This is a genomic window from Pseudomonas sp. NFX1 (genome assembly GCF_051123555.1).
Lineage (GTDB): Bacteria > Pseudomonadota > Gammaproteobacteria > Pseudomonadales > Pseudomonadaceae > Aquipseudomonas > Aquipseudomonas capeferrum.
In genome coordinates this window covers 3,422,902-3,443,304 of record NZ_CP169366.1, presented here as the reverse complement: position 1 = coordinate 3,443,304, position 20,403 = coordinate 3,422,902, and the positions used below count along the sequence as shown (strand labels likewise).

The window sequence follows — 20,403 nt, the reverse complement described above, 5'->3', positions numbered from 1 at the left end:
CAACCTCAGGCGTGAACGCGAACGTTGTTCAGCACCACCGGGCGCGCCCAGTGGATGTCGAACGCCAGGTCATTCTGCTGCTTGGCCAGCGTGGTTTCGTCGAAGGGTTCGGGGGCCGGGTCCAGCAGGTTCGTCTCGAATTCGGCGATAGGCAGGAACAGCGGGCGCGGGGAGGGGCCTGGGCCGGGCTCGGCAAGTGGGTGACCCTGGCTCATGACCACCGGGCGCAACCAGCTGTTGCTCAGGTCGAGTTCACGCTGCTGTTCGATCAACTCGATGGCGCTGAACGGCTCGGCGGCGGGCTCCAGCAGGTTGGCTTCCAGCTCGGCCTTGGGCAGGAACAGTGGCTCGGGAGGTGCGATTTCGGTGTCGTGCACCGGCAGCGCACGCTGGGCATCGATCAGCGCCAGCGCCCTGGCACCGCCGACCGGCTCGCCGCTGTGCTGATCGTACTGGACGAACGACTGGCTGACGCTGTCCGCTTCCTCTGCCTGTTGCTCGGCCATGGCGCGGGCAAAGAAATCCTGCCACAGGTGGCTGACGCCCCCGAGGGTCTGGGTATTCTGTTGACCGTAGTGGCCGACAGGCGACAGGTAGGTCAAACCGATGGGAAGAGTATCTGTCATGGCAGTCGCGCGCGTTGTGCTCTGGCAGAATAGCGGGATATTGCCTGTATCGGCCGTGGTTGCCGATTCATAAGGGCTTGGTTTGATTTTTTAGGTGTGGACGATGGAAGAGCAAGGCGCGGGTATCAGGGTCGAAGCGATGTCGGCAGAGTATGCGCAACAGGCTACGGCGTGGGCCGAGCGCCTGGGCCTGCCGCTGCAGGACGATGCTGCGGGTTTTGCCGTGCAGGTGGGCGCTGAAGGCTTGCAGATCCAGCAACTGGGCCCGCAGGCGCCTGGGCCGGTGCGGGTGGACTTCGTCGACGGCCAGGCCGCGCATCGGCGCCAGTTTGGCGGTGGCAACGGCCAGATGATCGCCAAGGCGGTGGGCATCGCCCAGGGCGTACGGCCGCAGGTGCTCGATGCCACGGCGGGGCTGGGCAAGGATGCGTTCGTGCTGGCCAGCCTGGGGTGCCAGATGACCCTGATCGAGCGCCAGCCGCTGATTGCCGCATTGCTGGAAGACGGCCTGGCGCGGGCCCGGGCCGATGACGAGGTGGGCCCGATCGTTGGGCGCATGCGCCTGCTGACCGGCAATGCCATCGAGCGCATGCGTGCCTGGGAAGGGGAGCCGCCGCAGGTGATCTACCTCGACCCGATGTTCCCGCACCGGGACAAAAGCGCGCTGGTGAAAAAAGAGATGCGCGTATTCCGGCCACTGGTCGGCGATGACCTGGATGCCCCGGCCTTGCTCGAAGCCGCTTTGGCGCTTGCCAGCCACCGGGTGGTGGTGAAACGGCCGCGCAAGGCGCCGATCATCGACGGGCCGAAGCCGAGCCACAGCCTGGAGGGCAAGTCGAGCCGGTATGACATTTATCCGAAGAAGGCGTTGAAGGCCTGAACGGAATGCATGCCGATTCGGGTGTTGTCGGCCAATCAGGGGTGGAAGGCGCGTATGAACACCCCCACCACCTCCCGCACATGCGCCTCGGCTTCATCCCCTTCCAGCGGCCCGGCGCAGCCGAGCAGCAACCGATAATCCGGTGCGCCCTTGACCAGGCAGAAGAAGTGCTCGGCGGCGCACAACGGGTTGTCGATGCGCAGCAACCCGCGCTCATCCGCCCCGCGCAGCAGCGCTTCCATTCCCGCCAGCACGCGCTTGGGCCCAGCTTCGTAGAAGTACTCGCCAAAGCTTGGGTCCAGGCTGCCTTGGGCCATGATCAGGCGGCTGAGCTTGACTGCTTCGTCACTGCTGATCAGCGCCTGGAAGTTACGGGCGATGGTCAGCAGTACCTCGTCCACCGGTGCCCCCTCGGGGTACTCGAACAGCAGGTCCGGTAGCTGGATCTGGCAGGTTGCCATGACCGCCGAGCAGAACAGCGTCTGCTTGTCGTTGAAGTGGCTGTACACCGTGAGTTTTGAAACACCTGCCGCCGCAGCGACCGCATCCATGCTGGTGTTGGCATAGCCAAGGCTGAGGAACAGTGTCTTGGCCGCTTCGAGGATCGCCTCGCGTTTGGCCAGGTCCTTGGGCCGGCCTGGTCCGATGGGTGCGTCGTTGGGCATTGGAGTCTGCATCTTGTTGAAGAGTCGCTCATCTTAGCGGGTTGGACGCCTTTCGGTGAAAGTGTCCATGCAATACGTGCTGTCTGTCACTGGACAGTTGTGTTGGGGCGGGAGGTGTTTGGCGCCAGAGGCCTCAAGCCCCACCCTGCAAAAACCACCACAGACACCCTTCCCGGCGCCGATTCCCTGATTTAATATACCCGCCAGTATAAATATTCGATGTGCTCTTCGCGAAAGGATTCATCATGTTGCGCCATGCCTTGTCCATCGCTCTGCCCACTGCCGTCGCCCTGCTCCTTGCGGCGTGCGGCCAGGAAGCCGCGCCACCCGCCGCGCCGCGCCCGGCACTGGTGATTCAGCCACAGCCGGCCGAAGCGGCTGCCGACAGCTACCCCGGCGAAGTGCGCGCGCGCTTCGAACCGGAGCTGGCCTTCCGCATTGCCGGCAAAGTCAGCAAACGCCTGGTCGAAGAGGGCCAGCGGGTCAAGGCCGAGCAGCCGCTGGCCGAGCTGGACCCACAGGATGTGCGCCTGCAACTGGAAGCCAATCGTGCCCAGATGGCCGCCGCCGAAGCCAACCTGTCGCTGGTGCGCGCCGAGCGTGATCGCTACCAGAAGCTGCTGGACCGGCAAATGGTCAGCCACTCGCAATACGACAATGCCGAAAACCTGTACCGCGCCGGCATGGCCCGCCTGAAACAAGCCAAGGCCGAGTTCGATGTGGCCGGCAACCAGGCCGAGTATGCGGTGCTGCGTGCGCCGCAGGCCGGTGTCATCGCCAAGCGCCAGGTCGAAGTCGGCCAGGTGGTCGCGGCCGGGCAGACCGTGTTCACCTTGGCCGCAGACGGCGAGCGTGAGGTGGTCATCGGCCTGCCGGAGCAGCAATTTTCCCGTTTTGCCGTGGGCCAAGGCGTCAGCGTGGAGCTGTGGTCGCACCCCGGCGAGCGCTTCGACGGGCGTATCCGTGAACTCTCGCCGGCAGCCGACCCACGTTCGCGAACCTTCGCCGCACGCATCGCCTTCACCTCGGCCAAGGCGCCCGCCGAGCTGGGCCAGAGCGCACGTGTTTTCATCGCCCATGAAGGGCTGATCCCACTGGCAGTGCCGTTGTCGGCGGTCACTGCAGAAAACGGCCAAGCCTATGTTTGGCGGGTCGGCCAGGACCGCCGCCTGGAACGCACGGTAGTGCGCCTGGGGCCGTATGGCTCTGACAGTGTACCGGTGCTCGAAGGCTTGAAACCGGGCGACTGGGTGGTCGCCGCCGGGGGCCATGTGTTGCGCGAGGGGCAGGAGGTGCGCCCCGTGGATCGCACCAACCGTGTAGTGAACCTGACGGCCAAGGAGTAAGTCCCGATGGGTTTCAACCTTTCCGCCTGGGCGCTGCGCAATCGCCAGATCGTACTGTTCCTGATGATCCTGCTGGCTGCCATTGGCGCCATGTCCTACACCAAGCTGGGCCAGAGCGAGGACCCGCCGTTCACCTTCAAGGCCATGGTCGTGCGCACCGTGTGGCCCGGCGCCACCGCCGAGGAAGTGTCGCGCCAGGTCACCGAGCGCATCGAGAAGAAGCTGATGGAGACCGGCGAGTACGAGAAGATCGTCTCGTTCTCCCGCCCGGGCGAGTCGCAGGTGACCTTCATGGCCCGCGACTCGCTGCATTCCAAGGATATCCCCGAGCTGTGGTACCAGATCCGCAAGAAAGTCGCGGACATCCGCCACACCTTGCCGCCGGAAATCCAGGGCCCGTTCTTCAATGACGAATTCGGCACCACGTTCGGCAATATCTACGCGCTGACCGGCACGGGCTTCGACTATGCGGTGCTCAAGGACTACGCCGACCGCATCCAGATCCAGCTGCAGCGGGTCAAGGATGTGGGCAAGGTCGAGCTGGTCGGGCTGCAGGACGAGAAGGTCTGGATCGAGCTGTCCAACCTCAAGCTGGCGACCCTCGGCGTGCCATTGGAAGCCGTTCAGCAGGCCCTGCAGGAGCAGAACGCGGTCAGCACGGCGGGCTTCTTCGAGACGCCCAGCGAGCGCCTGCAACTGCGGGTCAGCGGCCGCTTCGACAGTGTCGAGCAAATTCGTCAGTTCCCGATTCGGGTGGGCGATCGCACCTTCCGCATTGGTGACGTAGCCGAGGTGCACCGCGGCTTCAACGACCCACCCGCGCCGCGCATGCGCTTCATGGGTGAAGACGCCATCGGCCTGGCCGTCTCGATGAAGGACGGCGGCGACATCCTGGTGCTGGGCAAAGCCCTGGAGGGCGAGTTCGAGCGCCTGGCGCGCAACCTGCCGGCCGGTATGGAGCTGCGCAAGGTCTCTGACCAGCCGGCTGCGGTCAAGGCCGGCGTCGGTGAGTTCGTCCAGGTACTGGTCGAGGCGCTGGTCATCGTCCTGCTGGTGAGCTTCTTCTCCCTGGGCCTGCGCACCGGGCTGGTGGTGGCATTGGCCATTCCGTTGGTACTGGCCATGACCTTTGCCGCCATGCACTATTTCGGCATCGGCTTGCACAAGATTTCGCTCGGTGCGCTGGTGCTGGCGCTGGGTTTGCTGGTGGACGACGCGATCATTGCCGTGGAGATGATGGCGATCAAGATGGAGCAGGGCTACGACCGGTTCAAGGCGGCCAGCTACGCCTGGACCAGTACGGCCTTCCCCATGCTGACCGGTACCTTGATTACCGCTGCCGGCTTCTTGCCGATTGCCACGGCGGCGTCGAGCACGGGCGAGTACACCCGTTCGATCTTCCAGGTCGTGACCATTGCGCTGCTGACCTCCTGGGTTGCGGCGGTGGTGTTTGTCCCTTACCTGGGCGAACGCCTGCTGCCGGACCTGGCCAAGCTGCATGCTGCCCGTCATGGCAGCGATGGGCATGCGCCAGACCCTTACGCCACGCCGTTCTATCAACGTGTACGGCGCGTGGTCGAGTGGTGCGTGCGGCGTCGCAAGACAGTCATTCTGCTGACCCTCGCAGCGTTCGTTGGCAGCATCCTGCTGTTCCGCTTCGTGCCGCAGCAGTTCTTCCCGGCTTCCGGGCGCCCAGAGCTGATGGTCGACCTGAAGCTGGCCGAAGGCGCGTCGCTGGCCAATACCGCCGAGCGGGTCAAACAACTGGAGGTGCTGCTCAAGCAGCAGGACGGCATCGACAACTATGTGGCCTATGTGGGCACCGGGTCGCCGCGCTTTTACCTGCCGCTGGACCAGCAGCTGCCGGCTGCCAGCTTTGCCCAGTTCGTCGTGCTGGCCAAATCGATGGAAGAGCGCGAACGGCTGCGCAGTTGGCTGATCGATACCGTCGACCAGCAGTTCCCTGACTTGCGCGCCCGCGTCACGCTCCTGGAAAACGGCCCACCCGTGGGTTACCCGGTGCAGTTCCGGGTGACCGGCGAGCATATCGAGAAGGTGCGCGCCCTGGCCCGCGAAGTGGCCGACAAGGTGCGCGAGAACCCGCACGTGGTAAACGTGCACCTGGACTGGGAGGAGCCAAGCAAGGCGGTGTTCCTGGCCATCGATCAGGACCGCGCCCGCGCCCTTGGCGTGAGTACCGCGCACCTGTCGAGCTTCTTGCGCAGCTCGCTGACCGGCACCACGGTCAGCCAGTACCGCGAGGACAACGAACTGATCGAGATCCTTTTGCGCGGCACGCAGAAAGAGCGTGGCGACCTGGCTAATCTGGGCAGCCTGGCGCTGCCCACCGACAACGGCCAGAGCGTGGCGCTGTCGCAGGTGGCAACCCTGGAGTACGGCTTTGAGGAAGGCATCATCTGGCACCGCAACCGCCTGCCAACGGTGACCGTGCGTGCCGACATCTACGATAAGGAGCAGCCGGCGACCCTGGTGCGACAGATCGAGCCGACGTTAAGCGACGTCAAGGCCAAGCTGCCGGATGGCTACCTGCTCGAGGTGGGCGGCACCGTGGAAGATTCCGAGCGCGGGCAGAAATCGGTGAATGCCGGTATGCCGCTGTTCATCGTGGTGGTGTTGAGCTTGTTGATGATCCAGCTACGCAGTTTCTCGCGCACGGTGATGGTGTTCCTTACCGCGCCCCTGGGGCTGATTGGCGTGACCTTGTTCCTGCTGGTGTTCCGCCAGCCGTTCGGCTTCGTGGCCATGCTCGGCACCATTGCCCTGGCCGGGATGATCATGCGCAACTCGGTGATTCTGGTGGACCAGATCGAACAGGACATCGCCTCGGGGATGGAGCGTTGGCAGGCGATCATCGAGGCTACGGTACGGCGCTTCCGGCCGATCGTGCTGACGGCACTGGCGGCGGTGCTGGCGATGATCCCGTTGTCGCGTAGCGTGTTCTATGGGCCGATGGCGGTGGCGATCATGGGCGGGTTGATCGTTGCGACGGCGTTGACGTTGCTGTTCTTGCCGGCGTTGTATGCGGCGTGGTTCAGGGTCCGGAAGGGCTGAGGCCGCTGGGAGGGCTTTGCCCTCCTTTCGCGACACAAGGCCGCTCCTGCGCAGGAGCGGCCTTGTCGTTTTGGCATCACAGTGCGCCAAATACCTTTTTGGCCAGGCTGGTAGCGGCCTCGGCCGGGTTCTGGCGAATGCTCTGCTCCTGCTTGGCGATCATTTCAAACAGGCCATCCAGGGCCTTTTCGGTCACGTAGCTCTCGACATTGGCGCTCTTGGCACTGCCCAGCCCCAGGGCTGAAGCTTGACCGGCAAAGTTGTTGTATTGCTGAACCACGCCAACCTTGTCGGTCGCCGCCTTGACGATCGGCAGGAACTTGGCGCGGATCTGCTCGCGGCTGCTCTTGTTCAGGTACTGGGTGGCAGAGTCGTCGCCACCGCTGAGGATGCCCTTGGCATCGGTCACGCTCATGTTCTTCACCGCATCTACCAGGATTGCCTGGGCTTGCGGTACCGCCGCCTCTGCGGCCTTGTTCATGCTGTCTTCCAGGGCTGTAACCTGGTCACCCTTGCCGAACATCTTCATGGCCTTGGCGGCCTTGCCGAGGTTGCCCGGCAACTCGATGCGCACGTCCGGGTTGTTGCTGAAGCCGCCGGGAGCACTCAGCTGCTTGACGGCAATCTGCGCGCCCTGGGTCAGGGCGTCTTTCAGGCCACCGCTGGCGTCCTTCTGGGTCAGGTCGCCAAGCGACAGGGCCAGGGCGCTGGCCGACAGCAGCAGGCCGGCGCACAGGGCGGTGAAACGCAGGGAGGAGCGAATCATGAAGCTTTCCTTTTGAACAGAAATAGGCGGGTATCAGCGCACGGGGTCGACTTTGACCCGTACTGGCTGCACGTCGCTGCCATCCAGCGTGACGCCGTGATGCTCGGTGTTGATGAACAGCAGCTTGCCGTCCAGCTCGATACGGGCACTCAACGCATAGCGGTGGCCAGGCTTGACCTGGGCCGGATCGTAGGTGAGGTGGAACGGCAGTGGCACGTTGCCTTTGACCGGGCCGGCCTGGCGCGCCAGGGTGACGGCAGGGGCGTCCATCAGCGACACATCCTGCAGCTCCACGCTGAGAGTGGCGGTGGGCGGCAGGGCGATGCGCTGCAGGTAGAAGACTTCACCCTCAAGGCTCGCCTGGGGCGACGGCGTGTGGCTGGAGCAGGCTGCGAGCAGGGATGCACAACACAGCATTACGAGCTTTTTCATGGAATCTCCGTTGTCCGTGGCGTTGGCTTGTGGCCAACGCCAAGGACTTTAACGGATTTGCGCGGCAGATGAAGCCTTAGAGGGCCGAAGTTTCCAGGGCATCGTCGCGATGCAAGGCCACCTGGCGGATCGACAGCCGCAGCTCTGCCGACAGCACACGCTTGGCGACCCCTTCGGCCAGCTCGGCGAGCTTGTCGTGATAGCCCAGCTTGCCTTGCGCGTCCGCTTGCAGCACCCCTTGCTCGATCAACGTCTGGATGAAGTGGCGGAACAGGCTCTTGTCGAAGAACTCCGGGGCATTCAGGCCATGCAGGATCGACAGGCGCTGGGCCATCATCACGCAGAGGTCTTCCAGTGCTTCGGCGCTCAGGCTGTGTTGGCCGCTGTTGAGCAGCAGCGACGTGGCCATGTAGAAGCGCTGCAGGGTCTGGGTGATGTTGCGGGCCAGCAAGGTCAGCAACACGAACGGGCGCGAGCTGGGGGCCGGGCGCAGGTACACATCGTTTTCCTGGCGCAGCAGCCCTTGCTCCACCAGCGCCGCCAGCCACTGGTCGATCACCTCGTCCAGTTGCTCGGGTGCCCAGCGCAGGAACAGCTCGGCCTGCAGGTACGGGTACAACGCTTTGACATACTGGCCAAGCAGGTCGCGGCTCATCCGCGAGCTGCTGAGGAAGAAGCTGGCCAGCAGCGCCGGTAGGGCGAAGATGTGCAGGACGTTGTTGCGGTAGTAGGTCATCAGCACCGCATCGGCTTCATCCAGGTACAGGATGCGGCCCAAGGCGTCCTTCTGCTCAGCCAGCAGCTTCATGCCCTTCACATGCTCGATCAGCGCCAGGCCGTCACCCTCGGGCAAGGTGGTGTGGGGCGAATACGGTACTTGGCGCAACAGCGCCAGGTACAGGTCGAGCACGCGGCACAGGGCGCATTCGTCGAGGGCGTGGCGGCTGGTGGACAGAAGCGCCAGGGCCACCAGGTTGACCGGGTTGATCGCCGCAGCCCCATTGAGGTGGCGGGCTACGGTTTCACCCAGGCGTGTGGTGGTTTCATTCAGCCAGGCTGGGCGGAACTGCGGGCCATACTCCTGCTCGCGCCAGCCGGGTTGCTGCGCATCGAGAAAGCCGGCCAAACGGATCGGCTCGCCAAAGTTGACATAGACTTGGCCAAAACGCTGCTTGAGCGCGCTGAACACCTTGAAGATGTCGAAGATCGATTCCTTCTTCTTGCTGGCGCCGCGCAACTCGCCCAGGTAGGTGCGGCCTTCGAGCACGCGCTCGTAGCCGATGTACACCGGCACGAAGACGATCGGCGTGCGCGAAGAGCGCAGGAAGCTGCGCAGGGTGATCGCCAGCATGCCGGTGCGCGGCTGCAGCATGCGCCCGGTGCGCGAGCGGCCACCTTCGACGAAGTACTCCACCGGGAAGCCCTTGCTGAACAGCGTGTGCAGGTACTCGTTGAACACAGCGGTATAAAGCGGGTTGCCCTTGAAGGTACGGCGCATGAAAAACGCCCCGCCACGGCGCAGCAGGCTACCGACCACCGGCATGTTGAGGTTGATGCCGGCCGCCACGTGCGGTGGGGTGAGGCCGTTGCGGAACAGCAGGTAGGACAGCAGCAGGTAGTCGATGTGGCTGCGGTGGCAGGGCACGTAGACCACTTCGTGGCCAGGGGCGATGCCCTGCACCTGCTCGATGTGGTTGACCTTGATGCCGTCGTAGATCTTGTTCCAGAACCAGCTCAGTACCACTTCAAGGAAGCGGATCGCGGTGTAGGTGTAGTCCGAGGCGATCTCGTTGCCATAGCGCAGTGCCTGGGCTTCGGCCTTGGCCAGCGGGATGCCCTCACGTTCGGCCTCGTCGCTGATGGCCTGGCGCACCTGCGGGGCATGGACCAGGCCTTTGACCAGGTTGCGCCGGTGCGAGATGTCGGGGCCGATGACTGCCGTCTTGAGGTTGCGAAAGTGCACGCGCATCAGGCGTTGGGCCATGCGCACGGTGCGCTCATGGCCTTTGTTGTGCTGGACCAGCTCGCGCAGGTGGATCGGGGCAGAGAACTGCACGCGGGTCTTGCGCCCCAGTATCAGCACGGTCAGCAGCCGGCGCAGGCGCCCGGTGACCGCCCAGCTGTCGGCGAACAGCAGCTTCCATGGGCTGGACTCACTGGCGGGGGTCTGCCCCCAGAACACGCTCACCGGGATGATCTGCGCATCTTCCTCGGCATGCTGGCTTACCGCTGCGACCAGGCGTTCGAGGGTGGGCGGGGCGCCGCTCTTGTCCTGGCGGCCCAGCCAGTCGGGGTCGGGCGTCAGGTAGAAGAACGCCGCCGGCTCCTGCAGTGTGCCCACGGCCACCGGCAACACCGGGCGTGGCAGCCCCGCTTTGGTGCATTCGCGGTCGAGTACCGCCAGGTCGGTCAGTGAGGGCGAGGGCAGGGCATAGAACACCGGGCGGCTGCGGTCGAGCTTGAGCGTCAGCGACGACTGGTTGATGGTCTCGGAGCGCACCCACAGGTACAACAGGCGACGCAGGGCGCCGAAGATCAGGCGGCGCAGGGGGGAACGGGTCATGGGGTGTGTGCCCTGGGTATGATTTTCAGGTGAGTATCCAGCCATTTAGTCTGCCGTATGTGCGCAAGTTCAGCAAAAATCGGCAAAAAGCGGGGCCGTCATCAATTTTTTTTAATCTGTGTCATATACTCGGCCTGCCACTTGCAGGATATTTCGGCAAGCGGCGTCGGCACGTGGTGATGACTGCGTGCCTACAAGGCGATCTTCACAATAAAAAATCCGGAGTAGTTCAGATGTCGTCTCGTGAGACTGGGAATGTAAAGTGGTTCAACGATGCCAAGGGCTATGGCTTCATTCAGCGCGAAGGTGGTGCGGATGTGTTTGTCCACTATCGGGCGATCCGCGGTGAGGGGCATCGTACCCTGGTCGAAGGGCAGCAGGTCGAGTACGCCTGCGTGCAGGGCCAGAAAGGCCTGCAAGCCGAGGACGTAGTAGGGCTCTGAGCCTCAAGCTGTAAGCCTCAAGCTGCAAGTGACCGTGTACTTGCAGCCTGATGCGATCCGTCTTGGCGCTTGCAGCTTAAAGCTTGCAGCTCAAGAAGTGCGCCAGGTGATTTCCTCTTCACCGTCGGCGCTGATGCGAACCCAGCGATCGGCATCTTCTTCACCGTCTTCCTCGACCCAGCCACCCGGTGCGCAGCGGACTTCGACGCCGAGTGCGGCGTGCGCCGCGCGGGCGCAGGCGATGTCATCAGCCCACGGGGTCTGGTCGCTTTCCATGTAGAGGCTGTTCCATTTCCCCACAGCCTTGGGTAACCAGGTGACTGGAATGTTACCGGCCTTGCACTTGAAGGTCTGGCCTTTCTGCTGCCACTCGCTGCACGGGCCCACGGCTTGGGCCAGCCAGTCGGCAATCTGCTTGTGGTCGACGTCGGCGTCCTTCAGGTAAATCTCGATATCAGGTTGGCGCATAAGGGCTCCGGGTGTGCTCAGTCTTGGCGCACGAAATAGTCATAACGCATGGAAACCGTGACCTCGAACGGCTCGGGCTGGTCGATCACCTGTGCCCGTTTTTCGGCGCTGGCGCGCCAGCCGTGCGGGGTCATGGCCAGCAGGTCGGCGCGTGCCTTGGGCGCCGCGAGGCTCAGGCGGAACTCGAGGGTTTCGCTGTGCGCGTGGGCCATGCCCTCCGGCACCAGGGCCAGGTGTTTGTCATCGGCATACGGACGCACTTCATCGTAGAGCACTTCGCGCAGCTCCATCAGGTGGCCGCTGGTCGGGCCGACCCGCATCAAGCCGCCGCCGGGGCTGAGCAGGCGTTTGGCTTCGGCCCAGTCCAGCGGGCTGAACACGCTGGCGATGAACTGGCAGCTGGCATCTGCCAGGGGCACGCGGGCCATGCTGGCGACCATCCAGGTAACCGCTGGATCACGCCGGCAGGCACGCTTGACCGCCTCACGCGAGATGTCCAGGGCATAGCCGTCGGCATCGGGCAGGGCGTTGGCGAGCTGTGCGGTGTAATAGCCTTCACCGCAACCGATGTCCAGCCAGGCACCGGGCTGGCGCTCGGCGGCCAGCTCGGCCAGGCGGCGGGCCACCGGGGCATAGTGGCCGGCGTCGAGGAAGTCGCGACGGGCTTCGACCATGGCCTGGTTATCACCGGGGTCACGGCTGTTCTTGTGCTGCACCGGCAGCAGGTTCAGGTAACCCTGGCGCGCACGGTCGAAGCGGTGGCCCGCAGGGCACACCACGCCGTTGTCGAGCGGTGTCAGGGCTGCCTGGCAGAGGGGGCAGGCGAGCATCAGGCGAGCAACCGGACCAGGGTCTGGTAGTAGATCTCGGTCAGCAAGTCGAGGTCGCTGGCCAGGATCCGCTCATCGACCTGGTGAATGGTGGCGTTGACCGGGCCGAGTTCGACCACCTGGGTGCCCATGGTGGCGATGAACCGGCCGTCCGAGGTGCCGCCACTGGTGGAGGGGTGGGTATCACGGTCGGTGACTGCCTTGATGCTGGCCGACACGGCATCGAGCAACTCGCCCGGTTCGGTGAGGAACGGCAGGCCAGACAGCGCCCACTCGACGCTCCACTCAAGCTGATGCTTGTCGAGGATCGCCGCTACCCGCTGTTGCAGGCCTTCGACGGTCGACTCGGTGGAGAAGCGGAAGTTGAACAGCGCGGTCAGTTCGCCGGGTACCACGTTGGTGGCGCCAGTACCGGAGTTGAGGTTGGAGATCTGGAAGCTGGTCGGCGGGAAGAAGGCGTTGCCTTCGTCCCAGTGTTCGGCCGCCAGTTCTGCCAGGGCGGGGGCGGCGAGGTGGATCGGGTTGCGCGCCAGGTGCGGGTAGGCCACATGGCCTTGCTTGCCACGTACGGTCAGCTTGGCGCCCAGCGAGCCGCGGCGGCCGTTCTTGACCACGTCGCCGAGCAGGTTGGTGCTCGAAGGCTCGCCGACGATGCACCAGTCCAGGCGCTCGTTGCGCGCTTTCAGGCGCTCGACCACGGCCTTGGTGCCGTGGTGGGCCGGGCCTTCTTCGTCGCTGGTGATCAGGAAGGCGACCTTGCCGCGGTGGCCCGGGTAGTCACGCACGAAACGCTCGCTGGCCACCACCATCGAGGCCAGGCTGCCCTTCATGTCGGCGGCGCCACGGCCGCAGAGCATGCCGTCGGCATCGATCAGCGCTTCGAACGGCTCATGCTGCCACTGCTGCACCGGGCCGGTCGGCACCACGTCGGTGTGGCCGGCGAAGCACAGCACCGGACCTTCCTGGTTGCCATGGGTGGCCCAGAAGTTGTCGACATCCTCGATGCGCATGGGTTCGAGGGTGAAGCCCACGGCGCCCAGGCGATTCATCATTTGTGCCTGGCAGTCGGCATCGACGGGGGTGACCGAGGGGCGACGGATCAGGTCGCAGGCCAGTTGAAGGGTAGGCGAGAGCTCGGCAGGGGCCGTCATGGGGAACTCCGGGGCAAGGCAAGGCGGAAAAACGAGGGGCGTTATCTTATATCAAACAGGCGGGCCGATGGGGCGCAAAGCGCCCCCGGATTTTCAGGCCTGCTGTGGCTGTGCAACCTTGTCCGCAGGCTTTGGCAGCGAAGACAGCAACGCCATCACCAACGCCGCCAGATACGGCAACGACTGCACCAGCAACATCGCCACCCAGAAGCGCATGTCCGAGCTTGGCAGCCCTTGCACCAGGAAGATGCCCAGAGCCGCGCCCCAAAGCAGCAACATGATGAACAGCTCTTCACGTGCTTCGGAGAGGGCCACCAGCACCCCGTGGCTGTCGGCGTTCTTCGGCGTGCGGAAGAACGGCATGCTGCTGGTGAAGAACCCGTACAACACCGCCTTGGCGATGGTGTGCGACAACGCCAGCCCCGCCAGCGCCGCGGCGAAGGCATCCTTGAGGTTGACCCCGACCGCCCGGCGGTACAGGAAGATGATCTTGCCGACCTTGAAGAAGAACAGCGCCAGCGGCGGGATGGCGAAAATCATCAGCGGCGGGTCGACCCGGTGCGGGACGATGATCATCGCCGCCGACCACAGCAATGCGCCGACGGTGAAGAAGATGTTCATGCCGTCGGCCACCCACGGCAGCCAGCCGGCCAGGAAGTGGTAGCGCTGGCCACGGGTCAGCTCGCTGCCCTTGCCGCGCAGCAGGGCGCCGGCATGGTGCTTGATGATCTGGATGGCGCCATAGGCCCAGCGGAAGCGCTGCTTCTTGAAGTCGATGAAGGTGTCGGGCATCAGGCCCTTGCCGTAGCTGTTGTGGGCGTAGGCGGCCGACAGGCCTTTCTCGAATACCCGCAGGCCCAGTTCGGCATCCTCGCAGATGCACCATTCGGCCCAGCCGAGCTCTTCCAGGACTGAGCGGCGGGTCATGGTCATGGTGCCGTGCTGGATGATCGCGTCACGGTCGTTGCGGGTCACCATGCCGATGTGGAAAAAGCCCTTGTATTCGCTGTAGCACAGCTTCTTGAAGGCGCTTTCGTGCTGGTCGCGATAGTCCTGCGGCGACTGCACCACGGCGATCTTCGGGTCGGCGAAATGCGGCACCATGTGCTTGAGCCAGTTGCGGTCGACGCAGTAGTCCGAGTCGATCACCGCGATCACTTCGGCGTCCTTGGCGGTGTGCGGGAGCAGGTAGTTGAGTGCGCCGCCCTTGAAGCCGGCCAACGGCGCGACGTGGAAGAACTTGAAGCGCTCGCCGAGCTTCTCGCAGTGCGCCTTGAGCGGCTCCCACACGGCCGGGTCCTTGGTGTTGTTGTCGATCACCAGCACTTCATAGTCGGGGTAATCCAGCGCGGCCAGGGCGTCGAGGGTCTGCTTGACCATCTCGGGCGGCTCGTTGTAGCACGGTACATGCACCGACACCTTGGGCCGGTAGGCGCTGTCGGCCTGCACCGGCAGGAACTCGCGCCGTCGCTTGTGAATCCATACCGCCTCCGCCAGTTCGTGGGCCTCGGTCATCAGCACGATGAACACGCCCAATGCCCCCAGCGCCAGCAGCACGCCGACGGTCAGGCTGAACCAGGTGCTGTATTGCTGGCTGTAGTCGTAGGCGATCCACACCAGCACCGACCCACACAGGAAGGTGATGAAGGTCAGGAAGGTGCGGCCACGCTGGCGCAAGGCCGAACCATCGATCAGCAGCACGGCCAGGGCAATCATCGCCAGTACCACCGACGCCACCGCCAGGGCCCGCCACTGCGGGATGGCGACCACGGGGCCATCGAAGTTGAACTTCTGCTGGCGTTCGGCGTTGAACACGCCCCAGTAGGCGCCAACCGAACCTTCGTCGCTGGCCTTCCAAGGCTGGTCGTAGGCCTCGATGACAAAGTAGTTGTAGCCGCGGCGGTTGAGGGTGTTGACCAAGGTGCGCAGGTAGATGGCCTGGTCGGCCTGGGTGGCATCGGCGCCACCGCGCATACGGCCGTTGCTCGGCCAGCCGACTTCCGACAACAGCAGTGGCTTGCGTGGGAACTGCTGCTTGAGCTCGCGGGCGCGGTCGAGCACGAATTCCACCGAGTCTTTCATCGGCACGAATTCCCAGTAAGGCAGGATGTGCGCGGCGATCAGGTCGACGTGCTTGGCCAGCTCCGGGTTTTCCTTCCAGATATGCCATTGCTCACTGGTGGTGACCGGCACCTTGACCGCCGCGCGTACCCGGTCCAGGTACTGGATCAAGGCTTGCGGTGTGACTTCTTCGCGGAACAGTGCCTCGTTGCCCACTACTACCCGCACCACACTGCGCGAGGTGTTGGCCAGTTCGATGGCGCTGGCGATTTCACGCTCGTTGCGCTCAAGGTCCGGGCTGATCCAGATGCCCAAGGTCACCCGCAGGCCGAATTCTTCGGCCAGGCGCGGGATATCGGCCTGGGTGCCCTCTACGGTGTAGATGCGGATGCTGTCGGTCAGCTTGCTCATCTGCTCCAGGTCCTGGCGCATCTCGTCGTCGTTGGGGTATTGGCCCTTTTGCGGGCTTTCGCCCAGACGGAACGGCGAATACGAGAAGCCGGAGATCTGTTCCGGCCAGGCGGGCGCGGACACCGGGCGGTTGATCAGCGCCCAGAACCCGGTGAATAGCGCAGCGATGGCCAGGACCACGACCAGGTTGAGGCCGAATTTGCGTGATGACATTGTCGTCCAAGTCTGTCGAATTGAGTGAATATTAAAGCAGGATTGGTAGGCACTTTCCTAACGATGGAGGCTACGGGTGCCATTGGCATATAATGCGCGCCGTTTTTTGGGGTATGAGCTTCGGGGTAGCAAGATGAGCACAGAAGATCCACGCTTTGCCGGCGTTGCCCGGTTGTACGGCGACGATGGCCTGCAACGGCTGAAGTTGGCCCATGTGGCGGTCGTCGGTATCGGCGGGGTCGGCTCCTGGGCGGCCGAGGCATTGGCCCGCAGTGGCGTGGGCGAAATTACCCTGTTCGACCTCGACGATGTCTGCGTGAGCAATACCAACCGCCAGGCCCATGCCCTGGAAGGGCAGGTGGGCAGGCCCAAGGTTGAAGTCATGGCCGAGCGCCTGCGGGCGATCAACCCGGCGTGTACTGTGCATGCGGTAGCTGACTTCGTGACCCGCGAAACCATGGCCGAGTACATCACCGAAGGGCTCGACTGTGTCATCGACTGTATCGACAGTGTCATGGCCAAGGCCGCACTGATCGCCTGGTGCAAGCGCCGCAAGATCGCCATCGTCACCACCGGTGGCGCAGGTGGGCAGATCGACCCGACGCAGATCCAGGTCGGTGACCTCAACAAGACCTTCAACGACCCGCTGGCCTCGCGGGTACGCTCGACCTTGCGCCGCGACTACAACTTCTCGCGCAATGTCAGCCGCAACTACGGTGTGCCGTGTGTGTTTTCCAGCGAGCAGCTGCGCTACCCCAAGGGGGATGGCAGCGTTTGCCTGCAGAAGAGCTTCGTCGGTGAAGGCGTGCGCCTGGACTGCTCGGGCGGGTTTGGTGCGGTGATGATGGTGACTGCGACCTTTGCCATGGTGGCGGCGAGCAAGGCCGTGGAAAAGCTTGTGGCAGGTGCCCGGCGGCCTTCGGAGCGGGTCAAGCCCGAGTAAGGCGCACGATCTGTGCAGCATTTTCGCGGGGCAAGCCCACTCCCACAGTAGCCCGTTAACTCATTGATGAGCGGGTTCTTGTGGGAGCGGGCTAGCCCCGCGAAGAATCCAACGCCGATTCAACTGACAGAAACCAGCTCGGCCATGCGCTGCAACACCGCATGTAGCCCATTGCTGCGCGAGGGTGACAGCTGCCGTTCCAGCCCTAGCTGGTTGAACCAGGCCCGCAGATCCAGTTCAGCCAGCTCGCTGCTGGCCAAGCCCTGCACCCGCACCAGCAGCAACGCCAGCAGCCCGCGCAACAACCGTGCATCGCTGCTGGCCTTGAACTGCCACTGGCCGTCATGCGGCTCAGCCACCAGCCACACCAGGCTTTCACAGCCATGCACGCGGTTGCGCTCGCATTTGTCCGCATCGCTCAGCGGCTCAAGCCGATCACCCCACTGCATCAGCAGCCGTGCACGTTGTTCCCAGCCACGGGCCTGTTCGAACTGTTCCAGTGCTTCGCGGGCAGGTGTCGGCACATTCATCGCAACAACTCCAGCCCTTGATCCAGCGCCTCGAAGAAGCGTTGCAGGTCATCGCTGTCGTTATACAGCCCCAGCGACACTCGAATCGCCCCCTCCAGCCCCAGCCCCTTGAGCAGCGGCATAGCGCAATGATGACCGGCACGCACGGCGATGCCTTGTTCGGTCAGCAGGTGGGCGATGTCTGCGTTATGTACCCCCTCGATGACGAAGCTGGCCAACGCCGTCTGCGGTGCACCGAGCACCCGGATGCCATCGCGGTCGGCCAGGCCACGCAGCAAGTGCTGGTGCAAGCTGGACTCATGCCGTTCGACCGCATGGGCGTCGAGGCTGGCCAGGTAATCGAGTGTCGCGCCCAGGCCGATAACACCTGCGATGGGCGGGGTTCCGGCTTCAAACCCCAGTGGCGCGGGGCGGAAGCTGGCACTCTGGTACTCGGCCAGTTGCACCATTTCACCGCCAAATTGCCAGTGACGCAGCAACGCCAGCGCCTGGCTGCGGCCGTAGAGCACGCCGACACCTTCCGGGCCGTACAGCTTGTGGCTGGAAAACACATAGTAATCGCAGGCCAACTGCTGCACATCATGACGGCCGTGCACCACGCCTTGGGCGCCATCGACCACGGTCAGCGCGCCTTGCGCCCGGGCGTGGGCCAGCAAGGCCGGCAGCGGTTGCCAGGTGCCGAGCACGTTGGACAGCTGGCTGACCGCCAGTACCCGCGTGCGTGGCCCGATCAGTTGCAGTGCCTGATCGAGGTCGATACGGCCCTGCACGTCCAGCGGCAGGATCACCAGGCGCAGGTTGCGTCGCCGGGCCAGCTGTTGCCACGGCAGCAGGTTGGCATGGTGCTCCAGGGCGCTGACGGCGATTTCGTCGCCGGCTTCGAAGCGGTGTTCCAGGCCGTAGGCCAGCAGGTTCAAGGCCGAGGTGGCGCCGTGGGTGAAGATGATCTGCTGCGAGTCGGCGGCATTGAGCCAGGCGGCAACCTTGTCGCGGCTGGTTTCGAACGCCTGGGTCGCCAACGCGCCGGGCAAGTGCTGGGCGCGGTGCACGTTGGCCGCGCCACGGCCGTAGTAATGGCTCAGGGCATCGAGCAGGGCTTGCGGTTTCTGGCTGGTGGCGGCGCTGTCCAGGTAGGTCTGGTGCTGCCGTTGCAGGGCGTCGATGGCGGGGAAATCGGCACGCCAGGGGGAGGGCTGGAACATGTTCGCGGGGCCTGGAATGAAAAACGGGTCTGGCATTACGCCAGACCCGATCTTATCACTTCAAACCGTGGAAGGTTCTCAGTTATGGGCGTGCAGCGCCTCGTTCAGCTCGATGGCCGACTTGTGGGTCTTGCATTCCACAGCGCCGTTCAGCGAGTTGCGGCGGAACAGCAGGTCGGTCTGGCCGGCCAGGTCGCGGGCCTTGACCACTTTGACCAGCTCGTTGTGCTCGTCCAGCAGGTTCACCTTGGTGCCGGCAGTGATGTACAGGCCGGCTTCGACGGTGTTGCGGTCGCCCAGCGGGATGCCGATACCGGCGTTGGCACCGATCAGGCAGCCTTCGCCAACCTTGATGACGATGTTGCCGCCGCCGGACAGGGTGCCCATGGTCGAGCAGCCGCCGCCCAGGTCCGAACCCTTGCCGACGAACACGCCTGCCGACACGCGGCCTTCGATCATGCCCGGGCCTTCGGTGCCGGCGTTAAAGTTGACGAAGCCTTCGTGCATGATGGTGGTGCCTTCGCCGATGTAGGCGCCCAGGCGCACACGGGCGGTGTCGGCGATACGCACGCCGGCCGGGACCACGTAGTCGGTCATTTTCGGGAACTTGTCAACCGAGAACACTTCCAGCAGCTCGCCCTTCAGGCGCGCTTCCAGTTGTAGTTGGGCCAGCTCGGCCAGGTCGACGGCGCCCAGGTTGGTCCAGGCAACGTTCGGCAGCAGCGGGAAGATGCCGGCCAGGCTCACGCCGTGCGGCTTGACCAGGCGGTGCGACAGCAGGTGCAGCTTGAGGTAGGCCTCTGGGGTCGAGGTCAGCGCTGTGTCTTCGGCCAGCAAGGTGGCGACCAGCGGCTTGTGGCTTTCGGCCAAGCGGGTCAGCAGGGCGGCCTGGGCGGCATCGACACCTTTCACGGCTTCGGCCAGTTGCGCCGCTTGCCCGTTGCTGAACGCAATGGCCTGGTTGCCGCCTTCGTAGCCCAGGATCGGGGCAACGGCGGCGATCAGGTCGGCGCTTGGGTTGACCAGAGGTTGGGCGTAGAAGACTTCCAGCCAGGTGCCCTGGCGGTTCTGGGAGCCGACACCGAAGGCCAGGCTGAACAGAGTATTGGACATGTGATTACCTCGTGCGAAATAGGGTATTGAGCGGTGACGGGCTCAGGCCAGTGCGGCGGCGTACAGGTCCGGCTTGAAGCCGACCAATGTGCGCGTGCCAAGGTCGAGTACCGGACGCTTGATCATCGACGGCTGGGCCAGCATCAGTTCGACGGCCTTGGCTTGGTCAATGTCGGCCTTGCTGGCATCGTCGAGCTTGCGGAAGGTGGTGCCGGCACGGTTGAGGATGACTTCCCAGCCGTGTTCGTCGCACCAGCGCTTCAGGCTGTCACGGTCGATGCCTTGGGTCTTGTAGTCGTGGAATTCGTAGCCGATGGCTTTGTCTTCGAGCCAGGTGCGCGCCTTTTTCATGGTGTCGCAGGCTTTGATGCCGTAGAGCGTGTAGGTCATTGTGTACATTGAGGCCACAGGCTGCCCCAATCTCTCCATTTTCGAATGTCAGTCGCGGGATTATGCGTGAACGATGTGGTGAGCGCCACGGGGTGTGGGCGAATGGGGGGTATAGGGTAAGGTTCGGGTTTTTTGGCGCCTATGAAATCGAGCGCCGCCCGCGCGGCGCTCGATCTCACAGGCGCCAGAGCTCTGCCGCCATGCCCCCCCATCGCGCAAACACACGCAGCATTGTGTTACATATTCATGTGCCACTTGCGACTATGGTGCAGCGGTCCAGAATCCCCACTCGCCGCTA

The 20,403-nt window shown here is 64.1% G+C and carries 18 protein-coding genes; 5 read left to right on the top strand and 13 right to left on the bottom strand.

The genetic code is table 11. The features are described 5' to 3' along the window. Positions 1–5 precede the first annotated feature (5 nt). Positions 6–626 carry a hypothetical protein gene (locus tag DJ563_RS15455; protein ID WP_033700909.1) on the bottom strand — a complete coding sequence of 207 codons (621 nt, stop codon included), beginning with the start codon at positions 624–626 and terminating at the stop codon, positions 6–8. A 103-nt stretch (positions 627–729) separates the two neighbouring features. On the opposite strand from DJ563_RS15455, the gene DJ563_RS15450 reads away from it, so the two are divergent. After that, a complete protein-coding gene (locus tag DJ563_RS15450) occupies positions 730–1,506 on the top strand; it encodes a class I SAM-dependent methyltransferase (protein ID WP_274098372.1) in 777 nt (258 codons plus the stop codon). A 35-nt stretch (positions 1,507–1,541) separates the two neighbouring features. On the opposite strand, the gene DJ563_RS15445 is transcribed toward DJ563_RS15450, so the two are convergent. Then, positions 1,542–2,183, bottom strand: a complete 642-nt coding sequence (locus DJ563_RS15445; protein WP_434517985.1) for a TetR/AcrR family transcriptional regulator — start codon at positions 2,181–2,183, stop codon at positions 1,542–1,544. Between the two features lie 233 nt (positions 2,184–2,416). Between DJ563_RS15445 and DJ563_RS15440 the strand changes: the two genes are divergently transcribed. Together DJ563_RS15440 and DJ563_RS15435 are read left to right on the top strand one after the other, a co-directional pair. Beyond that, complete coding sequence (locus DJ563_RS15440) at positions 2,417–3,517, top strand: efflux RND transporter periplasmic adaptor subunit (protein ID WP_274098281.1); 1,101 nt, start codon at positions 2,417–2,419, stop codon at positions 3,515–3,517. 6 nt (positions 3,518–3,523) lie between these two features. Beyond that, positions 3,524–6,589, top strand: a complete 3,066-nt coding sequence (locus DJ563_RS15435) for an efflux RND transporter permease subunit (protein WP_434517984.1) — start codon at positions 3,524–3,526, stop codon at positions 6,587–6,589. Positions 6,590–6,665: 76 nt separating this feature from the next. Here DJ563_RS15435 and DJ563_RS15430 read toward each other — a convergent pair whose 3' ends face one another. The 3 genes from DJ563_RS15430 to plsB all read right to left on the bottom strand — a co-directional run bounded on the left by DJ563_RS15430 (position 6,666) and on the right by plsB (position 10,350). Further along, complete coding sequence (locus tag DJ563_RS15430) at positions 6,666–7,355, bottom strand: DUF4197 domain-containing protein (protein WP_033700903.1); 690 nt, start codon at positions 7,353–7,355, stop codon at positions 6,666–6,668. A 33-nt stretch (positions 7,356–7,388) separates the two neighbouring features. After that, positions 7,389–7,787: a YbaY family lipoprotein gene (locus DJ563_RS15425; RefSeq protein WP_434517983.1), complete on the bottom strand. Its 399-nt coding sequence runs from the start codon at positions 7,785–7,787 to the stop codon at positions 7,389–7,391. A 76-nt stretch (positions 7,788–7,863) separates the two neighbouring features. Beyond that, positions 7,864–10,350 carry a glycerol-3-phosphate 1-O-acyltransferase PlsB gene (gene plsB, locus DJ563_RS15420; protein WP_434517982.1) on the bottom strand — a complete coding sequence of 829 codons (2,487 nt, stop codon included), beginning with the start codon at positions 10,348–10,350 and terminating at the stop codon, positions 7,864–7,866. A gap of 233 nt (positions 10,351–10,583) precedes the next feature. On the opposite strand from plsB, the gene DJ563_RS15415 reads away from it, so the two are divergent. Beyond that, entirely contained in the window at positions 10,584–10,793 is a 210-nt protein-coding gene (locus DJ563_RS15415) for a cold-shock protein (RefSeq protein ID WP_027595776.1), read from the top strand. 90 nt (positions 10,794–10,883) lie between these two features. Here DJ563_RS15415 and DJ563_RS15410 read toward each other — a convergent pair whose 3' ends face one another. The 4 genes from DJ563_RS15410 to DJ563_RS15395 all read right to left on the bottom strand — a co-directional run bounded on the left by DJ563_RS15410 (position 10,884) and on the right by DJ563_RS15395 (position 15,927). Further along, entirely contained in the window at positions 10,884–11,261 is a 378-nt protein-coding gene (locus DJ563_RS15410; RefSeq protein WP_434517981.1) for a hypothetical protein, read from the bottom strand. Between the two features lie 17 nt (positions 11,262–11,278). Then, positions 11,279–12,091, bottom strand: a complete 813-nt coding sequence (locus DJ563_RS15405; protein ID WP_186662968.1) for a putative RNA methyltransferase — start codon at positions 12,089–12,091, stop codon at positions 11,279–11,281. Then, a complete protein-coding gene (gene dapE / locus DJ563_RS15400; RefSeq protein ID WP_033700897.1) occupies positions 12,091–13,242 on the bottom strand; it encodes a succinyl-diaminopimelate desuccinylase in 1,152 nt (383 codons plus the stop codon). The genes DJ563_RS15405 and dapE overlap by 1 nt, the downstream gene beginning before the upstream one ends. A gap of 93 nt (positions 13,243–13,335) precedes the next feature. After that, on the bottom strand, positions 13,336–15,927 hold the full coding sequence (locus tag DJ563_RS15395) for a glycosyltransferase (RefSeq protein ID WP_274098284.1): 2,592 nt from the start codon (positions 15,925–15,927) through the stop codon (positions 13,336–13,338). Positions 15,928–16,060: 133 nt separating this feature from the next. On the opposite strand from DJ563_RS15395, the gene tcdA reads away from it, so the two are divergent. Then, entirely contained in the window at positions 16,061–16,870 is an 810-nt protein-coding gene (gene tcdA, locus DJ563_RS15390) for a tRNA cyclic N6-threonylcarbamoyladenosine(37) synthase TcdA (protein WP_095064085.1), read from the top strand. Positions 16,871–16,989: 119 nt separating this feature from the next. Here the strand turns inward: tcdA and DJ563_RS15385 are convergent, their stop codons facing one another. The 4 genes from DJ563_RS15385 to DJ563_RS15370 all read right to left on the bottom strand — a co-directional run bounded on the left by DJ563_RS15385 (position 16,990) and on the right by DJ563_RS15370 (position 20,105). After that, positions 16,990–17,400, bottom strand: a complete 411-nt coding sequence (locus tag DJ563_RS15385; protein ID WP_274098285.1) for a SufE family protein — start codon at positions 17,398–17,400, stop codon at positions 16,990–16,992. Next, entirely contained in the window at positions 17,397–18,602 is a 1,206-nt protein-coding gene (locus DJ563_RS15380) for a cysteine desulfurase (protein WP_274098286.1), read from the bottom strand. The genes DJ563_RS15385 and DJ563_RS15380 overlap by 4 nt, the downstream gene beginning before the upstream one ends. Positions 18,603–18,680: 78 nt before the next feature. Then, on the bottom strand, positions 18,681–19,715 hold the full coding sequence (gene dapD / locus DJ563_RS15375) for a 2,3,4,5-tetrahydropyridine-2,6-dicarboxylate N-succinyltransferase (RefSeq protein ID WP_186654464.1): 1,035 nt from the start codon (positions 19,713–19,715) through the stop codon (positions 18,681–18,683). Between the two features lie 42 nt (positions 19,716–19,757). Then, positions 19,758–20,105 carry an ArsC family reductase gene (locus DJ563_RS15370; protein ID WP_274098297.1) on the bottom strand — a complete coding sequence of 116 codons (348 nt, stop codon included), beginning with the start codon at positions 20,103–20,105 and terminating at the stop codon, positions 19,758–19,760. Positions 20,106–20,403: the final 298 nt, after the last annotated feature.

Coding starts and splice junctions, on each gene's coding strand:
- DJ563_RS15455 (WP_033700909.1), bottom strand. CDS start 626: ATGACAGATACTCTTCCCATCGGTTTGACCTACCTGTCGCCTGTCGGC.
- DJ563_RS15450 (WP_274098372.1), top strand. CDS start 730: ATGGAAGAGCAAGGCGCGGGTATCAGGGTCGAAGCGATGTCGGCAGAG.
- DJ563_RS15445 (WP_434517985.1), bottom strand. CDS start 2,183: ATGCAGACTCCAATGCCCAACGACGCACCCATCGGACCAGGCCGGCCC.
- DJ563_RS15440 (WP_274098281.1), top strand. CDS start 2,417: ATGTTGCGCCATGCCTTGTCCATCGCTCTGCCCACTGCCGTCGCCCTG.
- DJ563_RS15435 (WP_434517984.1), top strand. CDS start 3,524: ATGGGTTTCAACCTTTCCGCCTGGGCGCTGCGCAATCGCCAGATCGTA.
- DJ563_RS15430 (WP_033700903.1), bottom strand. CDS start 7,355: ATGATTCGCTCCTCCCTGCGTTTCACCGCCCTGTGCGCCGGCCTGCTG.
- DJ563_RS15425 (WP_434517983.1), bottom strand. CDS start 7,787: ATGAAAAAGCTCGTAATGCTGTGTTGTGCATCCCTGCTCGCAGCCTGC.
- plsB (WP_434517982.1), bottom strand. CDS start 10,350: ATGACCCGTTCCCCCCTGCGCCGCCTGATCTTCGGCGCCCTGCGTCGC.
- DJ563_RS15415 (WP_027595776.1), top strand. CDS start 10,584: ATGTCGTCTCGTGAGACTGGGAATGTAAAGTGGTTCAACGATGCCAAG.
- DJ563_RS15410 (WP_434517981.1), bottom strand. CDS start 11,261: ATGCGCCAACCTGATATCGAGATTTACCTGAAGGACGCCGACGTCGAC.
- DJ563_RS15405 (WP_186662968.1), bottom strand. CDS start 12,091: ATGCTCGCCTGCCCCCTCTGCCAGGCAGCCCTGACACCGCTCGACAAC.
- dapE (WP_033700897.1), bottom strand. CDS start 13,242: ATGACGGCCCCTGCCGAGCTCTCGCCTACCCTTCAACTGGCCTGCGAC.
- DJ563_RS15395 (WP_274098284.1), bottom strand. CDS start 15,927: ATGTCATCACGCAAATTCGGCCTCAACCTGGTCGTGGTCCTGGCCATC.
- tcdA (WP_095064085.1), top strand. CDS start 16,061: ATGAGCACAGAAGATCCACGCTTTGCCGGCGTTGCCCGGTTGTACGGC.
- DJ563_RS15385 (WP_274098285.1), bottom strand. CDS start 17,400: ATGAATGTGCCGACACCTGCCCGCGAAGCACTGGAACAGTTCGAACAG.
- DJ563_RS15380 (WP_274098286.1), bottom strand. CDS start 18,602: ATGTTCCAGCCCTCCCCCTGGCGTGCCGATTTCCCCGCCATCGACGCC.
- dapD (WP_186654464.1), bottom strand. CDS start 19,715: ATGTCCAATACTCTGTTCAGCCTGGCCTTCGGTGTCGGCTCCCAGAAC.
- DJ563_RS15370 (WP_274098297.1), bottom strand. CDS start 20,105: ATGACCTACACGCTCTACGGCATCAAAGCCTGCGACACCATGAAAAAG.